Source organism: Nocardia sp. NPDC004604 (assembly GCF_040609795.1).
Lineage (GTDB): Bacteria > Actinomycetota > Actinomycetes > Mycobacteriales > Mycobacteriaceae > Nocardia.
In genome coordinates this window covers 1-21013 of sequence record NZ_JBEXLC010000005.1, presented here as the reverse complement: position 1 = coordinate 21013, position 21013 = coordinate 1, and the positions used below count along the sequence as shown (strand labels likewise).

19 protein-coding genes are annotated in these 21013 nt (G+C 67.1%); 7 read left to right on the top strand and 12 right to left on the bottom strand.

Translation table 11 applies throughout. The features are described 5' to 3' along the window. The first annotated feature begins 94 nt into the window (after positions 1-94). Positions 95-1555 (top strand): NAD(P)/FAD-dependent oxidoreductase, encoded by a 1461-nt coding sequence (locus ABZW16_RS04035; RefSeq protein ID WP_354952078.1) that lies wholly within the window; start codon positions 95-97, stop codon positions 1553-1555. Here ABZW16_RS04035 and ABZW16_RS04030 read toward each other — a convergent pair. Continuing rightward, positions 1536-2207, bottom strand: a complete 672-nt coding sequence (locus ABZW16_RS04030; protein ID WP_354951936.1) for a PaaI family thioesterase — start codon at positions 2205-2207, stop codon at positions 1536-1538. The genes ABZW16_RS04035 and ABZW16_RS04030 overlap by 20 nt on opposite strands. 347 nt (positions 2208-2554) lie before the next feature. Here ABZW16_RS04030 and ABZW16_RS04025 point away from each other — a divergent pair, with 347 nt between their 5' ends. After that, positions 2555-3208: an HAD family phosphatase gene (locus ABZW16_RS04025; RefSeq protein ID WP_354952076.1), complete on the top strand. Its 654-nt coding sequence runs from the start codon at positions 2555-2557 to the stop codon at positions 3206-3208. Here the strand turns inward: ABZW16_RS04025 and ABZW16_RS04020 are convergent. Both ABZW16_RS04020 and ABZW16_RS04015 read right to left on the bottom strand, forming a co-directional pair. Beyond that, entirely contained in the window at positions 3205-4188 is a 984-nt protein-coding gene (locus tag ABZW16_RS04020; RefSeq protein WP_354951934.1) for a nitronate monooxygenase, read from the bottom strand. The two genes, ABZW16_RS04025 and ABZW16_RS04020, sit on opposite strands and share 4 nt — an antisense overlap. Before the next feature lie 65 nt (positions 4189-4253). Continuing rightward, positions 4254-4847 carry a TetR/AcrR family transcriptional regulator gene (locus ABZW16_RS04015; protein ID WP_354951932.1) on the bottom strand — a complete coding sequence of 198 codons (594 nt, stop codon included), beginning with the start codon at positions 4845-4847 and terminating at the stop codon, positions 4254-4256. 21 nt (positions 4848-4868) lie between these two features. Between ABZW16_RS04015 and ABZW16_RS04010 the strand changes: the two genes are divergently transcribed. Together ABZW16_RS04010 and ABZW16_RS04005 are read left to right on the top strand one after the other, a co-directional pair. Further along, on the top strand, positions 4869-5237 hold the full coding sequence (locus tag ABZW16_RS04010; RefSeq protein WP_354951930.1) for a hypothetical protein: 369 nt from the start codon (positions 4869-4871) through the stop codon (positions 5235-5237). Beyond that, complete coding sequence (locus tag ABZW16_RS04005; RefSeq protein ID WP_354951929.1) at positions 5234-5728, top strand: hypothetical protein; 495 nt, start codon at positions 5234-5236, stop codon at positions 5726-5728. Before ABZW16_RS04010 ends, ABZW16_RS04005 begins: the two co-directional genes overlap by 4 nt. 328 nt (positions 5729-6056) lie before the next feature. Here ABZW16_RS04005 and ABZW16_RS04000 read toward each other — a convergent pair whose 3' ends face one another. The 4 genes from ABZW16_RS04000 to ABZW16_RS03985 form a co-directional block, all read right to left on the bottom strand. Further along, the gene (locus tag ABZW16_RS04000; RefSeq protein WP_354951927.1) at positions 6057-7271 is read right to left on the bottom strand and encodes a sigma-70 family RNA polymerase sigma factor; all 1215 of its coding nucleotides are present in this window, start codon (positions 7269-7271) and stop codon (positions 6057-6059) included. A 58-nt stretch (positions 7272-7329) separates the two neighbouring features. Next, positions 7330-7677, bottom strand: coding sequence for a YciI family protein (locus tag ABZW16_RS03995; protein ID WP_354951925.1), 348 nt, complete (start codon positions 7675-7677; stop codon positions 7330-7332). 106 nt (positions 7678-7783) lie between these two features. Beyond that, positions 7784-8587, bottom strand: a complete 804-nt coding sequence (locus ABZW16_RS03990; protein ID WP_354951923.1) for an ATP-binding cassette domain-containing protein — start codon at positions 8585-8587, stop codon at positions 7784-7786. Positions 8588-8660: 73 nt separating this feature from the next. Continuing rightward, positions 8661-9332: an FCD domain-containing protein gene (locus ABZW16_RS03985; RefSeq protein WP_354951921.1), complete on the bottom strand. Its 672-nt coding sequence runs from the start codon at positions 9330-9332 to the stop codon at positions 8661-8663. A gap of 252 nt (positions 9333-9584) precedes the next feature. Here ABZW16_RS03985 and ABZW16_RS03980 point away from each other — a divergent pair, with 252 nt between their 5' ends. Both ABZW16_RS03980 and ABZW16_RS03975 read left to right on the top strand, forming a co-directional pair. After that, on the top strand, positions 9585-11258 hold the full coding sequence (locus ABZW16_RS03980; RefSeq protein ID WP_354952074.1) for a 2-isopropylmalate synthase: 1674 nt from the start codon (positions 9585-9587) through the stop codon (positions 11256-11258). Positions 11259-11330: 72 nt separating this feature from the next. Continuing rightward, complete coding sequence (locus ABZW16_RS03975) at positions 11331-13634, top strand: LuxR C-terminal-related transcriptional regulator (protein ID WP_354951919.1); 2304 nt, start codon at positions 11331-11333, stop codon at positions 13632-13634. A gap of 6 nt (positions 13635-13640) precedes the next feature. Here the strand turns inward: ABZW16_RS03975 and ABZW16_RS03970 are convergent, their stop codons facing one another. From ABZW16_RS03970 to ABZW16_RS03950, 5 genes are all read right to left on the bottom strand, one after another. Beyond that, entirely contained in the window at positions 13641-14156 is a 516-nt protein-coding gene (locus ABZW16_RS03970; protein WP_354951917.1) for a DinB family protein, read from the bottom strand. A 90-nt stretch (positions 14157-14246) separates the two neighbouring features. Further along, entirely contained in the window at positions 14247-15095 is an 849-nt protein-coding gene (locus ABZW16_RS03965; protein WP_354951915.1) for an alpha/beta fold hydrolase, read from the bottom strand. After that, positions 15095-16315, bottom strand: coding sequence for a 3-hydroxy-9,10-secoandrosta-1,3,5(10)-triene-9,17-dione monooxygenase oxygenase subunit (gene hsaA / locus ABZW16_RS03960; RefSeq protein ID WP_354951913.1), 1221 nt, complete (start codon positions 16313-16315; stop codon positions 15095-15097). Before hsaA ends, ABZW16_RS03965 begins: the two co-directional genes overlap by 1 nt. 121 nt (positions 16316-16436) lie before the next feature. Then, entirely contained in the window at positions 16437-17141 is a 705-nt protein-coding gene (locus ABZW16_RS03955) for a response regulator transcription factor (RefSeq protein WP_354951911.1), read from the bottom strand. Between the two features lie 131 nt (positions 17142-17272). Next, complete coding sequence (locus ABZW16_RS03950; protein WP_354951909.1) at positions 17273-18763, bottom strand: FAD-dependent oxidoreductase; 1491 nt, start codon at positions 18761-18763, stop codon at positions 17273-17275. A gap of 169 nt (positions 18764-18932) precedes the next feature. Here ABZW16_RS03950 and ABZW16_RS03945 point away from each other — a divergent pair. Continuing rightward, a partial coding sequence (locus ABZW16_RS03945) for an NAD-dependent epimerase/dehydratase family protein (protein WP_354951907.1) occupies positions 18933-21013 on the top strand: 2081 nt, incomplete at its 3' end.

Genomic DNA, 21013 nt, shown 5'->3' with positions numbered 1-21013 from the left:
GTAGCGAACAGCCGAATGTCCGAAAAGGTCATGAAAATGTCGGGTCGACGCATTCTGTCGGCGGGCCGAGTCATAGCCTTGAAGTATGGCCGGAATGCGACGGCGCAACCCACGGGTCGCCATTATCGGGGCCGGGATGTCGGGCATCTGCATGGCCGTGATGCTGCAGCGCGACGGCATCGACGACTTCACGATCTTCGAGAAGGCCGATCGGTTCGGCGGGACCTGGCGCGACAACACCTATCCGGGATTGAGCTGCGATGTGCCCTCGCGCTTCTATCAGTTCACCTTCGCCAAGAACCCGCGGTGGTCGCATTTCTTCTCCCCCGGCGCGGAGATCCGCGATTACTTCGCGAAGGTCGCCCACGATCGCGGGCTGGCGAGCCGCACCCGGTTCGGTACCGAGGTGGTCGGGGCCGAATTCGACGGTGCACGGTGGGCCGTGACGACCTCGGACGGCGCATCGGAGCGGTTCGATTTCGTGCTCTGTGCGACCGGCATCCTGCACCACCCGCGCATGCCGGATATCGGCGGTCTCGGCGATTTCGCGGGGGCGATATTCCATTCGGCGCGGTGGGATCACGATGTCGACTTGGCAGGCAAGCGGGTCGGCGTGCTCGGCACCGGGTCCACCGGTGTGCAGATCGTGACGGCGCTCGCCGGAAATGTCGCGCACCTGAGCATGTTCCAGCGCACGGCGCAGTGGATCCTGCCGCTGCGCAATCGCCGATACTCGCGGCTCACCATTGCCGCGCACCGCAGATTCCCGGCGCTCGACGAGTTCAGCTACGCGGTAACGCGGCACATTTTCGAATTCTTCCTCGACGCCGTCACCAAGCCCGGACGCAAGCGTGACCTGGTCGGTCGGATGTGCCGGGCGAACCTGCGCACCGTGCGCGATCCGGCGCTGCGTGCCGCACTGACACCGGATTACCAGCCGATGTGCAAGCGGCTCGTGGTGTCGAGTGACTTCTATCGCGCCGTGCAGCGTGACGGTGTCGAGATCGTCACCGATGCGATCGACCATATCGAGCCGCGCGGCATCGTCACCGCAGACGGGCGGCTGCACGAACTCGATGTGCTGGTGCTGGCAACGGGATTCGACGCGCACGCGTTCATGCGGCCCATGGGCATCACCGGAACCGATGGCCGCACCCTGGATCAGGTCTGGGCGGACGGTCCGCGTGCCTTCGAAACCGTTGCGATGCCGGGCTTTCCGAATATGTTCCTGCTGATCGGCCCGCACAGTCCGGTCGGCAACTATCCGCTGACACTGATCGCGGAGACCCAGGCCGAGCACATCCTGGGCTGGATCCGGCGTTGGCGCGACGGTGAATTCGATACGGTGGAGCCGACCGTCGAGGCCACCAGCAGCTACTACGCGGAACTGCGGGCCGCGATGCCGAATACGGTGTGGGCGACCGGTTGTCAGAGCTGGTATCTCGGCAAGGACGGCGTTCCGGAACTGTGGCCGTGGACTCCGGCTCGGCATCGCGCATTGATGGCGCGCCGACCGGACCCGGCGAACTACCGGATCACTGCTGCCCGGGCTTGAGCACGATGAACAGGCCGCTCGCTTCGGCGCAGAGCCGATCGCCGTCGTGCAGAGTGCCCCGCACGTAGACCTTGCGGCCCTCCTGCCGCTCGGCCCAGGCGTGCACCCGCAGTTCGGTGTTCAGCGGGGTGACGGACCGGTAGTCGACGGTGAGCGATGCGGTGCGGGTGACCGAGCCCGCGTGCACCGCCGCGGCCATGCCGAGCAGATCATCGAAGCCGACTGCCACCTGTCCGCCGTGGGCGGCGTTATTGCCGCCCAGGTGGAAGGTGCGGAAGGTGATGCGGGCCTGGACGCCGTCCTTGCCCGCCTTGTCGACGACGAACGGCGGCAGCGTGATATTGCCGCGGGCGGGCAGGTCGACCCTGGTCCAGGTGGGCGCGGACCATTCGTCGACGACCGCCGCGTCCAGCTTGTCGTTGAGCTGTTTGAGGACGGCGATCGTCTCCAGCGCCAGCTCATCGGACGGGCAGGCCAGCCGGGCCCGGTCCATCAGGCCGCGCACCTGCTCGACGAATGCGCCGTAGTGCGGCCCACCGCGGGAAATATCGAGCTCATCCAGCTGTGCGTTGATCAACGCCGACATCGGCCGGAACCCGCCCTCATGGTGCTCCTCGCTCGGCAGCGAGTTGCCGACCTGCTGTTCGCTCATATGGAACACGTTATCGGTTGCCCGCCGAATGCTCGCGACGGGCTCAGGTGAAGGGCCCGGCACGAGCCCCGGTCATCAACGTCCGCCGACGGGAAGGCGCTGGCCCACACTCGCGTGTTGGTGAAACCGGCCCGAGTGAAGCGGAAACCAACACTCGCACTGCGCTGGCGTGAGTTGAGGACATCCGAGGAGGATGGTGTTTAGCGGCCTAACCGGTCGGGAGGCACGCTGTAGTGTGGGGACGTTGCTCATCAGGTCTAGGCGAAAACCCCACCGCGGGGCGGGTCGATGGGTTGGCCATCGGGTCGTCATCTGTTCGGTGTTGTAGGCGAAAGGCTATGTCCCGGATGCACATTGCGGCAGTTGTCTTCGATATGGACGGTGTTCTGATCGATTCGGAGCCGGTATGGGAGCAGGTGCGCCGCGGCTATGTCGCGGAGCACGGCGGGCGGTGGCTACCGGATACCCAGCAGCGGTTGATGGGGATGAGCACGGGGGAGTGGTCGGACTATCTCAGTACCGAGCTCGGGGTCGGTGTGCCACCGGACACCGTGGCCAATGATGTGATCGAGCGGATGGCCGAGCATTACGAGCAGGCCGTACCGCTGCTGCCGGGTGCGGTCGAGGCGGTGCAGCGCCTCAGCGAGCATTGGCCGCTGGCCGTCGCGAGCTCGTCACCGCGAACGTTGATCAATACCGTGCTCGGCCGCACCGGGCTGATCGAATTCTTCGGCGTCACCTTCTCGACCGAGGAGGTGGATCGCGGGAAACCCGCACCCGACGTCTACGTGGCAGCCGCCGCGTTCCTTCGACACAAGTCCACCGAGTGCGCGGCGGTCGAGGATTCCAGCAACGGGCTGCGCGCGGCACACGCCGCCGGAATGCGCGTCATTGCCGCCCCGCGCCCGGAATATCCGCCCGCCCCCGACGCCCTCGCCTTGGCCGCGGAGGTCATCGACACCCTCGACAAACTCACCCCCGAACTCGTCGCTGGGACCTAACGCCCAGCCAGTTCGGCCACCGCCTGCTTCGCGGAGATGATGTCGGTGATCCGCAGTGCGGATTCACCCGCATACAGCGCTGTCCGATCCACCCACGATCCCGGCATGCCCGCCAGTGGCGCCACCGGGCTGAACAGCGGAAGCGATGGCCGCTGCATGCGCGCCACGGACCCCGCACTGCTTTCCGGCACCAGACGCGCCAGCGGGGCACTGCCCGCGTTGATCAGTGCAGGCAAGCGTCGCACCGTGCCGTCCGGATGGCACCACCGCTGGGTGGCGCCATTCGGAATCACTCGATGCCGAGCGGGCCAGCCCAGCCCGAACAGCGTGGTCTCGATGGTCCTTTCCGCGGACAGCACTCGCTGCCGATAGCTGTCATGAGCCTCGGATTCCGCCGTCAGGAGGAAGCGGGTGCCAGCGACAACCCCCGACGCGCCGGCTGCCAAGGCGGCGGCAGTGTCGGCCGACGAGGCCACTCCGCCGGCAAGCAGCACCGGACGCCCCTGGGCGAGCTCGATCGCGTGCGGCAGAAATCGCAGTGCCGCAACGGTTCCCACCAGATGGCCGCCGGCTTCGCGGCCCTGCGCGATCAGTCCGTCGACACCCCAGGCCACGGCATCCCGGGCTTGGTCTTCGGTGCCCACCATCATGAACACGAACACACCGGCATCTCGAAGTTCACGCACCAATCGCGCGTCGCCGCCGAAAGCGATCACCGCCGCGTCGACACCCTCGCTCAGACATGCCTCGATATGCCCTCGCCGTAGGAACGGCATCAGCAGATTGACCACCACCGCCCGCCCCGCGGCCTCGTCGCGCACCCGCCGAATCGCGGCACGCAGTTCCTCCGGCGGATGCAACCCGATCGTCCCGAGTCCACCAGCACTCGCGACCGCCGCGGCCAATCGGCCGCCCGCGACGCCGCCCATTCCTGCCTGCGCGACCGGAACATCCAGCCGAAGCCTGTCCAGAAGATCCACGAAACGACCCTAATCCGATCCATCGCAACCTGAAGCCATCTGAATTGGGGGGCTGCGGGCGAGGGTCAGGGGCGGTAGGACTCGAGGAGGGCGCGGGCGGCGGCGGTCAGGTCGGTTTCGAGCCAGTCGGGGAGGGTGCGGGTGTGGGCGTGGCGGCGCAGGGCGGCGTAGGGGAGGTCGACTACGGCGCGGCTGATGGCATCGATTTCACGGTCGCCGTCGCGGCCGAAGAGGGCGGCGGCGATGCGGCGCAAGTGTTCGATGAGCGGTCCGTTCATGCGGTCGAGGCGGGCGCGGAATTCCGCGTCCGGTCCACCGTCCAGTAGGTCGCTGGGGCGCAGGTTCAGCAAAAGCTTTGCGTCGTCCGGTAATTCGCGTCCGAACTGGACGCTCGCCACGGCCATCGCGACTCCGGCCCCGACCGGGTCCGGATCGGTGGCGGCGGCTTTGATCCGATCCTGGAAGCGTTCGAGCGCGCGCAGCCAGGCCGCGGTCAGTACGCCGTTGCGATTGCCGAAGCGATGGTAGAGCGTGCCGACCGGGGCCCCGCTTGCCGCCGCGATCGCCGCCACGCTGGCGGCGCGGGGACCGTCGGTGAGCACCAGGGTGCGCGCTGCGTCGAGGATCACGTCGGTGTCGTGCTTGCGGGGTGGCGCCATCTACTAGTACGTTCCTTCTATATGGAGCGATTGCCCTACATAGATGAGCATGCCAGATCGGTCGACGCGAATCGCGATCGGGCGTGGAAAGCCTTGCTGAAAGTTGTCTGCAAGGATCCACACGATCCATCGAAGGCTCCGACTGGTTTCGTACTCGATGCGGCCGAGGAGCCGAGTCGGCTGGCGCTGCGGGGGCGGCACTGGTTCTCGCGCTATGCGCTGGTCTTCGAACTCGATGAGCAGGGGCCGAGCCGGACGCTGGTCCGGGCGCGCAGCTGGGCCGAATTTCCGGGCCTGCACGGCAAGATCTATCGAGCATTGGTGATCGGCAGCGGCGGTCACAAGATCGTGGTGCGCGATATGCTCCGGCGAATCGCGGCCACGGCATGATTTCGGGATTGGTCTGGGGTGCGACCGAGGCCGAACGCGAGCATCCGCTGCCCTGTGACAATCTGCAACCCGGCGGGGTGCAGGCGGACCGGGCCATCAGTATCGATGCGCCGCCGAGTGTGGTCTATGCCTGGCTGTGTCAATTGCGCGTCGCGCCTTACAGTTACGACCTGCTCGACCATTTCGGCAGGCGCAGCCCACGGCGGCGCGATCCGGCGCTGACCGAACTCGAAGTCGGGCAGCGGTTCATGTCCGCGTTCACGCTCGTCTCGTTCGTATCGTGCCGCCATATCACCCTGGTATCCGGCAAGGTCTGCGTCACCTACGCCGTGCGGCCGGAGGGGACCGGCACCCGTCTGACGGTCCGAATGCATTGCGGCGCACCGTGGATCATCGCCCGCGCCCTGGCGCTCGGCGATGTGGTGATGATGCGCAAGCAACTGCTGACGCTGAAGGAGCTGGCGGAGGCCGAAGCGCGCCCTTCCACCTGAGCGCCAACGCCCCCTCCACACAGCTCCTGCCCAGGGGCGGTCGAAGGTAGTCGAATGGTGGTTGCCAACGCGGATTCGACCGCATTATGACTACGCTCGGCGAGCAGGCGGAGTGGGTGGGGCAGCAACCTATCTGGGCGGGGGGCTGGGTTTGTGCGATTGCGGCCCTGGATTTTCGTATTCTGCGTGGACGCACCGGCCGCGAGAACATCTGGCTGGACGTTGCGGTGATCGTGCAGCAGCTGGCCGCGTACCGGGGAGTGTGCCCATTGTCGCGTGTGGGTACGCGGTTTATGTTGTCGGCGTGCGGAGTTGGCGTCCGCGCGCCTTATTCACATTCGGCGATGCGGTCGAGTAGCAGCGCCTGTTCGGCGTTATTGCCGGTCAGCTGCGCCGCGCGGGCGAATTCGGCGCGTGCCTCGTGCAGGCGGCCGAGCCGTTCGAGTAGATCGCCACGAACGGCGGGCAGCAGGTGATAGGTGTCCAATGCGCCGGTGGCGGCCAGTGCGTCGACCAGCTCGAGTCCGGCGGCCGGGCCGTGCACCATGCCGACCGCGACGGCTCGGTTCAGATCCACGATCGGCGACGGAAAGCGTTCGGCAAGAACGGCATACAGTCCGGCGATGCGCCGCCAATCGGTCTCCTCGGTGCTGGGCGCCATGGCGTGCACCGCGGCGATCGCGGCCTGCAGCGCGTAGCGGCCCGGCGGCAGCCCATGATTGCGGCTGACCGCATGGGCGCGCCCGAGTGCGGCGAAGCCGCGGCGGATCAATAGCTGATCCCAGTGTGAACGCTCCTGATCCGCCAGCAGGACAACGGTTTTCGTGGGTCCAATGCGCGCGGCGGAGCGCGAGGCCTGTAGCTCCAGCAGTGCGGCGAGGCCGTGCGTCTCGGCTGCATCGGGCATCAGCTGCGCCAGCATCCGCGCCAATCGCAGTGCGTCCTGGCACAATTCGACGCGAATCCAATCATCACCGGCGGTCGCCGAATAGCCTTCATTGAAGATCAGGTAGACGACCTCCAGGACCGAATCCAAGCGCTCGGCCAGCTCATCCCCGTGCGGCACCGCATAGGGCACCCGCCGAGTGGCGATGGTGCGTTTGGCCCGGACAATGCGCTGGGCGACAGTCGATTCCGGTACGACGAAGGCGCGTGCGATCTCCTCGGTGGTCAACCCGCCGAGCAACCGCAGCGTCAATGCCACTCTGGCGGGTGCGGACAGCACCGGATGACATGCCGTGAAGATCATCCGCAGCAGATCGTCCTCGATGTCCTCATCCGCGGACTCGGGCTCGCGACCTTGGTCGGTCCGCAGTTCGTGACCGACCAAGGTCAGCTTGCGCGCCAGATTCTGGTTGCGCCGCACCAGATCGATCGCCCGATGTTTCGCGGTGAGCATGAGCCAGCCGCCCGGATTCGGCGGGACACCGTCGCGCGGCCACTGCTCCAGGGCCGCGACCAGCGCGTCCTGGGCGAGTTCCTCGGCGACGTCGATATCGCCGACGATCCGGATGAGTCCGGCGACCAGGCGCGGCCACTCCATCCGCCAGACCGTTGCGACGGATTCTCGGATCTGTTCGGGCGACCGGCTCATCCGCACATCAGCCCTCGTGCAGCTCGCGAATTTCCACCTCGATATCCCATTCCGGCCCGTGCACGGCGAGGAAGCGCGAGGTCCATTCCACTGCCTCCTCCTTCGACTTCGTCTGCAGGATGCAGTACCCGCCGACGACCTCCTTGGATTCGGTGAACGGACCGTCGAGCACGGTCTGCTTCCCGCCGGACTGGGCGATCTTGGTGGCTTCGGTGATCGAGTGCAGACCGGCGGTATCGAGCAGCACCCCGGCCTTCGTCATCTCCTCGATCACCTTGTTGACCTGTTCGATCAGTGCCTCGTCCGGCTCCGGCGCATTCGTCGGGTCGACTCGGATCAGCATCATGTGTCGCATCTGGCCATCCTTCGCTCGGTGGTCGGCATTGTCCGACCCTCACCTCAACGCATCGAACGGCGCGGGCTCGAATCGACATGCTCGGCGAAATTCTTCCGGAACCTGCTTATGCCGGCCAGGCGCGGACCGCGGCACGCGCTGTCCAGCGGCCGCCGTCGTAGCGCACGGTCACCGGGTGGTCGAAGGCGGTGGATACGGCCTGTGCCGTGACCGTATCGACCGCGGGTCCGGCGGCGACCGTGCGCCCACCGGCGATCAGCAGCGCGTGGGTTGTGGTGCTCGGCAGCTCCTCCAAATGATGCGTGACCAGTATCGATGCGACCTCGGGATGGGTTTCGCCGAGCGCGTCGATGGTCTCGAGCAGTTGTTCGCGCGCCGCCACATCGAGTCCGGTGGAGGGCTCGTCGAACAGCAGGAGGCGCGGTTCGGCGATGAGAGCGCGGGCGATCAGGGTTCGGCCGCGTTCGCCCTGCGACAGCGTCGGCCAGATCTCCTCGGCCTTGCCCTCGAGACCGACGGTATCGATCATGGTGTCCGCGCGGCGCAGGTCATCGGGTGTCGGCGTCCAGCGCATCGGGGTGTCGATGGTGGCGGTGAGGCCGGTGAGCACGACCTCGCGGACGGTCAGCGGAGAGCGCAGTGGGTGGCGGGGATTGACATGCCCGATCGAGTGGCGCAGCGGGGCGAGGTCGACGCGGCCCATGCGCTGGCCGAGGATGTCGACGGTGCCCGAGGTCGGGAAGGTGACCGCGGCGCAGAAGCCGAGCAGGGTGCTCTTACCCGCGCCATTGGGGCCGAGCAGTGCCCAGTGTTGGCCCGCGCGCACGGTCAGCGAGATGCCGTCGATGATCTGTTTGCCCTCGCGGCGGAAGGTGACATCGGTGAGTTGGAGCACGGGGGGTTCGGTCACGGGAGATCTCCGTTCGGGTCGGACGCCGTCGTTTCGGCGGTGCGCGCCGTCGCGCAATGCGACCGCCGGGTGGTCACGAGAACGCTTGTTTGAGGGTGGTCAGGTGGGAGCGGCTGAATTCGGCTGCGGCACTGGGATTTCGGTGTGCGATCGCGTCGGTGAGCCGAATGTGCGCGTCGTGGTCGGCGGGTTCGGACGGCACCGGGCGGATTTTGAGCATGTCGATCATGGCCACCCGCAGCCGGGGCAGGAAGGTGTCGAAGAGTTGGGTGAGCACATCGTTGTGCGCGGCGACGATGACGGCGCGGTGGAAGGCCATATCGGCATCCACATGGTCGGCGATCGGTTCGCCATGTGCCTCCCGCGCGGCCAGTGCCCGGCGGATGGTGCGCAGATCGGCAGGGGTGCGGCGCTGTGCGGCCAGGGCGGCGGCCTCGGCCTCGATGGCGATGCGGGCCTCGATGACCGCGGCGATGGTGGCGCGGCGCAGTACGACGTCCCACTCCTCGGTGACGTCGAGGGCGGTGACGAAAACCCCCGCGCCCTGGCGACTGTCGAGCACGCCCTTACCGGCTAATTCGCGGATCGCCTCGCGCAGTGTGGATCTGCCGACACCGAGCTGTGCGGCCAAGGTCGTCTCGCCCGGAAGGCGATGTCCCAGTGGCCATTCCCCGTCCCGGATGCGGGTGAGCAGCAGTTCGGCCGCCTGCGCCGCCAGTGGCTGGCGCCGTACCTGCGAGACCATCACAACCTCTCTACTTGTCTGAGGAGTTGTGTATAGTCTAGCAATCATGCGCACCATGCTTCTGCTCAGCCGCCACGGCGGGGCCTAACGACCGGCCTCCCCGCCGTGGGGCTGCGTCGTGGCCGGTCACCTCTCCGTGACGGCCGCGAAGGCCAGGAAGCAGTAATCATGAGCACTTTCCCCACCATTGCCACGCCGTCCGGTGCGCTGGCGGCCGATGCCCCGGCGTGGAACAGACAGCGGCATTCGCGGATGCCCTCGCACCGCTATCGCGATATCTACGATCGCGTGGAAGTGCCACTGACCCAGCGCGATTGGCCCGATGCCCGGCTCACCGATGCGCCGCTGTGGGTGCCGGTCGATCTGCGTGACGGCAACCAGGCGCTGGCCGAGCCAATGGATCCGGTGCGCAAACGACGGTTCTTCGAACTGTTGGTCGCCATGGGCTACAAGGAGATCGAGGTCGGCTACCCCTCTGCATCGCAGACCGATTTCGACTTCGTCCGGCTGCTCGCCCACACCGATATCGCGCCGGCGGATGTCGCGATCGTCGTCTTCACCCCGGCCCGCCGCGATCTCATCGAGCGCACGGTGGCGTCGGTGCGCGGCATCCGCAACGAGGTCGTCATCCACATGTACACGGCGACCGCACCAACCTGGCGAAATGTGGTGCTGGACAGGGATACTGCCGAGTTGCGCGAGCTGATCCTGTCCGGTGGCCGCGATGTCCTCGAATTCGCCGGTGACCTGCCGAATGTGCGATTCGAATTCTCGCCCGAGGTCTTCAACCTGACCGAGCCGGATTTCGTACTCGATATCTGTGACCGCATGACGACGCTGTGGGATGCCACGCCGCGGCGTCCGGTGATCCTGAATCTGCCCGCCACCGTGGAGGTCGCGACGCCGAATGTCTATGCCGACCAGATCGAATATATGCACAAGAATCTGGCCAGGCGCGCGAGCGTGATCCTGTCCGTACATCCGCACAACGACCGCGGCACCGGCATCGCGTGTGCGGAACTGGCCGTACTCGCGGGTGCCCAGCGCGTGGAGGGCTGTGTCTTCGGCAATGGTGAACGCACCGGCAATGTCGATATCGCCACCCTGGCGCTGAATCTGCATGCCCAGGGCGTGGATCCGATGATCGACTTCTCCGATATCGATGAGATCCGCCGGACCGTCGAGTACTGCACGCGCATGCCCATCCACGAAAGGCATCCGTACGCAGGCGATCTCGTGCACACCGCGTTCTCCGGCACCCATCAGGACGCGATCAAGAAGGGGATGGCCGAACACCGCGACCGGGCCGCCGCCACCGGGGTCGCCGAACACGAACTCGACTGGCGGGTTCCGTATCTGCCGATCGATCCGGCCGATATCGGCCGCAGCTACGACGCGGTCATCCGGGTGAATTCCCAGTCCGGTAAGGGTGGTATCGCGTATCTGCTGCACACCGAATACGGTCTGGATCTGCCACGCCGACTGCAGATCGATTTCGCGCGACACGTCCAGGCGCGAGCCGACGACACCGGTCTGGAGATCACCGCCGCCGAATTGTACAAGTTGTTCGAGGCGAGATATCTGGGCACCACGACGGAGTCGGTCGGTTTGCGGGCATGGCAAACCACCGGCGCGGGGGACGACGCGGTCACCGAGGTCACGCTCACCATCGGCGGCGCGACCGAATTTCGCGGTGTCGGTCCGATCGAGGCGCTCACCGCGGCACTGGCTCGGGTCGGCTATCCGGTCGAGGTGCTCGGCCTGACCCAGCAGTCGATCGGCTCGGGGAACAGCGGCACCGCGATCACCTACCTGGAATACCGCAGCGGCGAGCGCACCGGATGGGCCTGCGGACGCAGTGATTCGGTACTCGCGGCCTCGATGGCCGCGGTCATGCGAGCGGCGAATACGCTGGTGGTCGATTAGCGAACTGGCCGCGAATCCGGCATCTCGGTCAAAATGCCCGAGACGGCGGCCACACGTGAAAAGGTATGCAGCGTGGTGCGGCACGAGACAGGGAACCTCCCCGCTGAGGTGACGAGCTTCGTCGGTCGTGGCGCCGAGGTCGCGATGGCGCGCAAGCTGCTGTCCAACACGCGTGTGCTCACGCTGACCGGGCCGGGTGGCGTCGGCAAGACCCGGCTCGGTCGGCGGGTCGGGGAGGCGGTGCGGCGCGCGTTTCCCGACGGTGTGTGGTTCGTCGAGGTCGCGCATGTGCACGACGGGGAACTGGTGGCGCTGAGCGTCGCGCAGACCTTGGGTCTGCGCGATGACACCCGTTCGCCGGTCGTGAGCCTGACCGACTATCTGGCGGACAAGAGTCTGCTGTTGATCCTGGACAACTGCGAGCACCTGATCGACGCGTGCGCGGCCTTGGTGGACCGGCTGATTCCGGCGACGGCGAATGTGCGGATTCTCGCGACCAGTCGCGAACCGCTCGGGGTCTCGGGCGAGCAGGTCATGCCGGTGGCGCCGCTCGCGGTGCCGGAGGTGGACGGGGATGCCCGGGCACCGCACCCGGCGCAGGTCGATAGCGACGCGCTGCGATTGCTGATCGATCGGGCGGTCGCGGCGAATCCGGACTTCCAGGTCACCGATGCCAATCGCGGGGCGCTCGCGGCGATCTGCCGTCGCCTCGAGGGCATTCCGCTGGCATTGGAACTTGCGGCCTTGCGGTTGCGGATGTTCACCCCGGATCAGGTGCTCGCGCGCCTGGACGATGCGATCCGGCTGCTCACCACCGGGTTGCGGACCGCGCCGGAGCGCCAGCAGACCCTGGAGGCCGCCATTCGGTGGAGCTATGACCTGTGCACACCCGATGAACAGCATCTATGGGAGCAGCTATCGGTGTTCGCCGGCGGCTTCGATCTCGAGGCCGCGGAGGCGGTCTGTATCGTCGATCCGGCCGATGCGCTGCTGGACGCGCTGACCGGGTTGGTCGATAAATCCGTCCTCGGTCATCGCCAGGACGCCGACGGCACCGGCCGGTACACCATGCTCGAGCCGCTGCGCCAGTTCGCCTTGGCGCGCCTGGTCGCGCACGGCGGTGAACGGGCGGTGCGAGTACGCCATCGCGACCACTATCACCGGGTCGCGCAGCGGGGGCGCACCGCGTACTGGGGCAGTGAGGATGTCACCTGGTTCCGCGACGTCACCCGGGAACATCCGAATATGCGTGCGGCACTGCAGTTCTCGCTCGCCGATTCGGACAGCGCACATCGCGCGCTGGAAATCGCGACGGAACTGCGGCCGTTCTGGGAGCACTACCGATTCCTGTTGGAGGGCTATCGCTGGCTGCTGGAGGCCCTGGACAAGGATCTCGACCATACGAAGGATCGGGCGCGGGCACTGGCCGCCGCCTCGGTGATCGCCGCCATGCTCGCCGATCCCGAGACGGCGACCCGATTCGCCGGTGAATGTCTGGAGATCGCCAACGAACTCGATACCGAGGACGTACTCGTCGAACATGCCCTGCTGTCCGCGCTGCTGGCATTCGCCAACGACGATCCGATGCGGGCACTCGATATTGCCGAGGCCGCCTCGGCCCGCGCGCGAGCCTGCGCACACCACGGAGTCGAGATGGAGAGCCTGGCATTCGCCTATGTATGCGCGCTGGTGCTGGACGACGAACGCGCGGGTGCCATCGCGGATCGGTTCCTCGCCAAGACGAAGGAGTACGGCTCGCATCTGCTCGGCGGGTTGGGCTATTGGGCGGTCGGGACCTACCACTGGCGAGAAGGTGTGCAGGACAAGGCCATAAAGGATCTGCGCAAGGCGGTCGAGCTGTTCAGTCTGTTCGACCGGTGCGTGTGGACGGCCTCCGGATTCGAGGGGCTGGCGTGGGCGGCGACCGCCGATGGCGATCTGCAGCGGGCGGCGCGGTTGATGGGTGCCGCATCGACGGTGCGGCGCGGCAGTACCCAGCGGCTCGCCCATGAGATGACCGAGGTCGTCGGCGATAAGGTGCGTCTTCAGGTGCGCGATGCGATGGGCGAGAAGGAGTTTCGCACCGCCTTCGACGCGGGCGCGGCCCTTGGGCTGGATGATGCGGTCGGCTATGCCCTCGGCACCGAGCCGCGTCCGGCCGCGCAACCGGTGAAATCCGTTGCGGCAGATGTTCTTACCCGTCGGGAGCGGGATGTGGCGCGGTTGGTCGCGGCGGGCTACAGCAATAAGAACATCGCGAGCGAACTGGTGATTTCGATCCGGACCGCGGAGAGCCACGTCGATCACATACTCACCAAACTCGGCTTCACCTCGCGCACCCAGATCGCCGGGTGGGTCAGCCACAATCAGCTCTGAGGCGGTTCAGTCACCGGTCGCGCCGTCGATGCGTTCGCGCAGGAAATCGGCGTGACCATTGTGTCGCGCGTATTCCTCGATCATGTGCACATAGACCCAGCGCAGGCTGTACTCGGTGGCGCGATAGCTGAAGACGTGCTCGAGCGGCAGGTCGGCGACGGCGGCGTCGGCCAGTTCGATTTCGGACCGCAGCGCCGCGAGATCCGCGGCGGCGTCGGCATCGGCGATATCGTCGAGATCGCCGTCGGGGTTGCCCTCGCTGCAGTAGAGATAGTCCAGCGATGCACCACGGGCGGCGATGCGGAACCAGCCGCGTTCGCATTCGGTGAGATGGCGGACCAGGCCGAGCAGCGAGAGCGTCGACGGTGCGACACATCGACGTTTCAACTGCTCGGCCGCTAGTCCGGCGCATTTCCACTGTAGGGTCCGACGGTGCAGGTCGAGCCAGGATTGCAGCATGGTCCGCTCGTCGGCGATCAGCGGCGGCTTGGTCCTGGTGATTTCGGGTGCGGTCCATGTCACGGGGCGACTCTAACGCCGGATCCGCGATCGATGCCCCCGAATTCCCGCAACGTCGGCCGGACACCATGCTGGCGACGCTGCGGTAGGGCGCTACAGACCTGAGGTCAGGAAATCGATGACCGCACGCTCGAACGCGTCCTTGCGTTCGATCTGCACCCAATGTCCGCACCGTCCGAACAGCCGCAGATCGGCACGGGGCAGCTGACGCGACGGCAGCAGCGCACCCTCGACCGGGGTGACCCGATCATCGCGACCCCACAGCATCAACACCTCGTGGTGCAGTGCGCGCAGCCGCGCCCACAGCGGAACCGCCTCCGCGAAAGCGGGATTCGCGAAGGTCGCATAGGCGTCGCGGATGGCCGCGATGGCGGCCGGATCCGCGGCCGTGGCCAATCGGTTGTCGACGAGTTCATCGGTGAGCACCGCCTCGTCGAACACCATCGTCCGCAGCCAGGCCAGCACCTGCTCCCGGGTGGGTTCGGCGGTGAAGTCGAGCAACCGCCGAATCCCCTCGGACGGTTCGGGTCCCAGCACATTGACCCCGACGCCGCCGGGCGCCATGAGCACCAGCCGATCGACCCGCTGACCGTGTTCGAGCGCCACCAGCGTCGCCACCGCGCCGCCCATGGAGTTGCCGAGCAGGTGCACGCTGGGCAGGGCGAGCTGATCGAGCAGCCCGACCACCGCATCGGCGGAGATGCGCAGGTAGTTGCGCTCGTACACCTCGGGGCGCTCGCTCGCGCCGAAACCCGGCTGGTCCAGGATCAGGCAGCGGAAATGCTGGGCGAGTACGGGCAGGTTCGCACCGAAGTTGGCCCAACCCGACACACCGGGACCGGATCCGTGCAGCAGCACCAGCGGTGGACCCGAACCCGCCTCGTGATAGCGAAGTTTCAGCCCGTCGACGGTGATATGGCGACTGGTATCCGCCGCGTCCATCAGACCATCCGATCTTCGACCGGCAGCCCGAATTCACCGCGGCCGAACATGGCCAGGGCCCGTTCGACATCGTTGATCACGTGCACACTGCCCGCATGTGCGTCGCGCCAGTGGCGTTCGATCGGATTGGGTTTGCGGATCGAGTGCCCACCGGAGTTGTCGAACAGCAATTCGATGGCCTGGATCGCGCGCTCGGTGCCGCGCACCTGATCGCGCCGGGTGCGCAGCCGGACCTCGTACGGAATCTCTTCGCCCGCTTCGGCATACCGCAATTGTTCGGAGATATTGTGCTCCATCTGCAAGATGGCCGCGTCGATCTCCGAACCCGCGCGCGCGACCCGCACATGCGCGAATCCATCCTCGGCGACCTTCTGCCCGCCGTAGGACAGCCGCACCCGTTCGCGCATCCGCTCGATATGCGCCTCGTAGGCGCCCTGTGCGGCGCCGATAATGGGCGCGGTAATGGTGTTGGAGAACACACCTGCGAACGGAATCTTGTACAGCGCAGCGGGATTGGCCTCCTGACCCGGTCCGCGCAGCTGCGATTGTTCGGTGGCGCTGTAGGCGCGGTGATGCGGTACGAAGGCCTTCTCGATGACGATATCGTTGCTGCCGGTGCCGGACAGGCCGACCACATGCCAGACGTCATCGATCTGATAGTCCTTGCGCGGCACCAGGATTGTCAGATAGTCCTTGGGATTGCCGTGCTCATCCGGTGCGAGTGCGCCGAGGAACGCCCATTGGGCGTGATCGCAGCCGGAGGAGAAACTCCACCGTCCGCTGACCTCATAACCGCCTTCAACCGGGGTGAGGCGGCCGGTCGGCGCGTAGGACGAGGAGATGAGCGTATCGGAGTCCACACCCCACACCTCCTCCTGCGCCGCCAGCGGAAACAGCGCGAGCTGCCACGGGTGCACGCCGAGCACCGATGACACCCAGCCGGTGGACGGGCATGCCGATGCGATCGCGCGAATGACCTCGTAGAACGCCACCGGCGAGGCTTCCTCACCACCGAAGCGGGACGGCTGCAGCATGCGGAACACCCCCGCCTCGGTCAGTTCCCGGATGCTCGCCACGGGAACCCGCCGCGCCAGATCGGTCTCCGCGGCCCGCTCCCGAATCACCGGGAGCAGATCCCGGACCCGATCGAGCACCTTATCGGTCCCACCCGTCACCCGGCCACCACCCCTCATCGAATCGCTGCGCGATGCTGAGCTCATGCGGGACTCCTCCTGTGTTCCTGGGTTCGCCGAACGGCGCCATGGTTTCGACGCTATGGCGACCGCGGCGGCACCGCGGGGAGCAGTCCCGGTGATCGGAATACCGAGTAGGAGTGCTGCGCTATACCGCTTTCAGGAGCTTCGCCGCTTCGGCGGTCTCATAGGGGTCCGGACCCCATCGGTAGCCGTAGCCGCGGATATTCGTGATCAGTTCGGGGCGGTCCAGTTTGGCTCGCAATGCGGCCATATGCACATAGAGCTTGCGCGATACGGCGAGCAGCGAATCGCCCCAGACGCAATCCATCAACTGTTCCCGGCTCACCGCGATGCCGGGCCGCTCGACCAGCACCCGCAACAGTTCGAACTCCAGCCGGGTGAGTGGAACCAGCTCCCCGGCCACCTCGACCCGCCGCGCCGCCAGATCCACCCGGACGTCATCGCTGACGACCGTCTTACCGCGCGCGACGGTGGCGACGCCGACCCGGCGCGTCACCGCTTCCAGCCGGGCCGCCAATTCGGCGACGCGCGCCGGTTTCACGATGTAATCGTCTGCGCCGCTGTGCAATCCGAGCACGATCGAACGCTCGTCGGCCTGATCGCCGAGAATCACCACCGGCATCGAGCTGACCTCGCGCAGTTTGCGCAGCACCTGCAGGCCGTCCATATCCGGCAGTTCGAGGCCGAGGATGACGGCGTGATAGCCGTGGTGGGCCAGTAGCAGGTCGGCGCCGCGGTGTTTGCGATCGACCTGATGGCCGTGCAGTTCGAGCGCTTCCGCTAGGGCGTCGCCGCCTTCGGCGTCATCGTCGATCATGATAAGCCGCATCCGTCTCACCTTCCCGCACCGTCCCGCCGAAGAGCAGCGATTCTGCATCGTCGCCGCAGATGACGCCGTGTGCAAAGTATCGGTTGCCACTCTTGGGAAGGGAGGGCGGGCGAACTCACCTGGACGGGTGATCAGGTGTGAGCTTTGTTGCGCGCTGCGGCGGCTCCGGCCTTGCGGCCGAAGAAGGTGCCGTCGCCCAGTGAGGTGCCGCTGATATAGCCCTCGCCGTGCAGGCCGGAGCTGGCGCGGCCCGCGGCGAAGAGGTGGGGGATGGGGCTGTCGTCGAGATCGAGGACCTGGCCGTCGCGGGTGGTGTGCAGCCCGCCGAGGGTGAATACGGAGGCTCCGGTGCCGCGGCGGTCACCGGATTCCGAGGGGGGACGCACGCCCGCTCTGATATCGATGGCGGCCAGCGGCGGCGTCAGCGGACGCAGCCAGCGCTGCGCCTTGTGGAAGTCGGGATCGGTTCCGCGCGCAGCGAATTCGTTGTAGCGGGTGATGCTGGCGGCGAGTGCGCCCGGCGGCAGGGCCACCAGTTCGTCGAGTTCGTCGACCGACTCGGCGACATGGGTCGGGCGCACACCCCAGCGCTCGCGCTCGGGCACCTCCTCGTAGCCCTGCTCGTCGAGCACTACCCATACGTTCATATCCTGGCGGAACAGCGCGGCCTGGCCGATGCGGCCGGGATAGGTGTCCTCGTTGACGAAGCGCTGGCCGCGATTGTTGACAATGATGCCACGTGCGGCGAAGCCGGGGATCAACGAGGCGCCGACCTGAGCGGCCGACATATGCCGCACGGCGGCGCCAGCGGCCTGCGCGATCCGGATGCCGCTGCCGTCATCGGTGCCAGCGCTCACCTTGGTATGGCCGAGCAGCCGGGGCGCGTGGGCGGCGAGCATATCGTCGTTATCGATGAAGCCGCCGGTGCTGAGCACACAGCCGCGGCGCGCCCGAATGGTGAGTTCGCGGCCGTAGCGACGGGCCACGACACCGACCACCGCACCGTCGGCATCCAGGATCAGATTCGTCACATAGGTGTCGTATTGTGCTGTCGCACCGACGGATTCGGCGGCACGCACCAGGCAGTCCAGCAATAGCCTGCCGCCGAAATCATTGGCGGTCGGCCGGTGGCCACGCGGGGCAGGGATGGCGAGTTCGGCAAAGGGCCAACTGTTCTCGCCGAGCCACATCAGTCCGTCATCGGTGGGCGGCACCCAGGCGGGCGCGTCCCAGAGACTCGGTTTGAACGGCACACCCCGATCGACGAGCCAGTGGAAATGTTCGACACTGTGCTCGCTGTAGTGCGCGATCTTCTGCTGGTCCGCGCCCGGTCCGAGCGCGGCCACCAGGAATGCTGCCATCTGCTCGGGACTGTCGTCGAATCCGCACGCCCGCTGAATCGGCGTACCGCCACCGAGGTAGATCTCACCACCCGACATTGCCGATGCGCCGCCCGGCCCACCGGCCCGATCGATCACCAGCACCTCGGCTCCCGCGGTCGCCGCCTCGTATGCGGCGCAGGCCCCCGCACAGCCGTATCCGACGATGAGCACGTCGGTCTCGATGTCGTAGGAATTCACCTCGGACGCCGCGCGCGGCGCGACCGGATTGCGGACCGTCATGGTCTCGAGGTTGCGCTGGCCGACCGGGTGGCGGAAACGATGATCTCGGTGGTCGAGTCGGATGCTCCCGGTCAGTGGGACTGGAACCGGTCGCCGCGCCCCGCACTCGCGATGGTGTGTGAACGGCGTCACGTTTGTCTGTTCCGGCGCCAGTGAGGAGAGGAAATCGATGCGGGTCCTGGTCACCGGAATCACCGAGCCGAGCGGTCGCGCGGTGGCGCGCATGCTGTTGGCCGCCGGGCACGAAGTGGCCGGACTGGACCAGCGGTGGCATCGCGGCATCGATCCGCGGGTGCAGTTCACGGCCGGAGATCCCGCCGACCGCACGGCCTGCGCGAAGGCCGTCGAGGGCTGCGCGAGCGTCGCGCATCTGGCCGGACGCGGCATTGCCGAGGTCGCCGCTGCGGCACGCAATGCCGGTGCACGCGTGGTGGTTCCGGTGATCGCGGGTGCGCGCTCGGCGCGGCGATCCGAGGTCGAGGCCGCAGTGCGGGGTGCCGACGGTGTGCTGGTGCGCACCGCGCCGATAGCGGGCCGCCGGATCGATCACGAAACCCGCCGCGCACTGGAGCCGATCCTCGGTTCGAAATCCGCGGACGGGTTCCAGCTGCTGCACAGCGACGACCTGGACCGCTTCCTGGTACTGGCCGCGACCGCACTGCCGCCCGGCGGGGCGGATGGGCTGGAGATCGTCGAGCTCGCGGCCTCGGGAGTGGTCACCACTGCGGAAGTGCGCCGCATGCTGCGCGAAGCGGGCGTACGGTACGCGTCCCGGGTGCCCGGTCGGACCGGCCCGCAGCAGCTGTTGGATCCGACTGTCGCACAGGAGAAATGGGGCTTCCGCTGCGGCTGGACCGCCCGCGAGGTGATCGCCGATCTGGTGCGCGGCATGATCGGGCGCAAGCCCGGCGGCGGCGGGTTCCGCCCCCGTCGCGGCGCTATCCCGTTGCCGTCGCATGTGATTCCCGCCCGTGCTGCCACCTCTGACAACCACCCGCTGGCCGATATTGCGCCCGACGGGCTGGAGGGTGAGTTCGACGATCGGGTCGACGAGCGCTATCCGGTGCACACCGCAACCAATACCTCCGAGGCGCTGCCCGGCCCGCTGACCCCGCTGACCATCGACCTGCAGGCCGGTGCGATCCGCCTCAGCAACGAGGCCATGGGCGAGATGATCGCGCTCGACGGAATCGCCTTGGAGCACTGGACGAGTCGGGTCACCACCGTCCTCGGCCACCACATCTACATCAATGCCTCGATCGGTGTGCTGGCCGCGGAGAATATGCCGGGCTGGGACGAGGAGAGCATCCGTCGCGATGCCTACGGCAATATTCCGGCCGAGATCGCCCTGCAGCCGCACGGAAAGCCGCCGATGCCGACCGGGCTCGCCAGCTCCCTGGCGACGGCGCGCGCGACCTCCCGGGTCATTGCCACCGCGCGCCGCTTCGCGAAGACGGCGGAGCTGATCAATGCCGCTTCGCATGCGGAAGCGTTGAGCGCCAGCGATATTCGCGCACTCACCGATGAACAGCTGCACGTGCGCGCCCTGCTCTGGCGCGATCGCCTGCACCAGGCCTGGCAGGCCGCGGCGATCGGCGTAATGATGACCGGCGCCGCCACCGCCATCCATGCGCGCGGCAAGGACGCGGGCGAGGTTCCCATCGACCTGAACCGTTTGGAATCGGCCAAACCCATGCTCGCGGTGGAGCGACTGGCCGAATTGTGCCGTGCCGACGCGGATCTCGCCGAGGTGGCGCGCGCCGGCGATATCGCCGGGGCACGGGCGATATCGCCCGCCTTCGCGGCGGCGCTCGACGAGGAGCTGGTACGGATCGGCCACCGCGGTCCCGGCGAATGCGAGCTGATCAATCCGACATTCGGTGACCGGCCCGCACTTCTGGTGAGCGCCGCCGCCCGCGCCGCACAAATGCCCGCGCCCAAGCGCGAACCCGTGGATCCGTCGCCGAGCCGCACCGCGCGAATGGCGGCTGGAGCCACCGTTGCGCGGGAACGAGCGCGCGATGGCGTCGTCCGGATCACCCACTGTCTGCGACTGGCCGTGCGCGAGCGGGCGGATCGGCTGGTTCGCGCCGGTCGGCTGGGTGAGCTCGATGACGCCTGCTACCTGACGCTGGACGAAATCTTCTGCCTCCCGGCCGATGCGGCCGACAAGGTGACCCGCAGGCGCGCCGAACGGCTTCGGCTGCATGCTACACTAGGATTAGTCGTTGGTTTATTTATTTCAGTAAT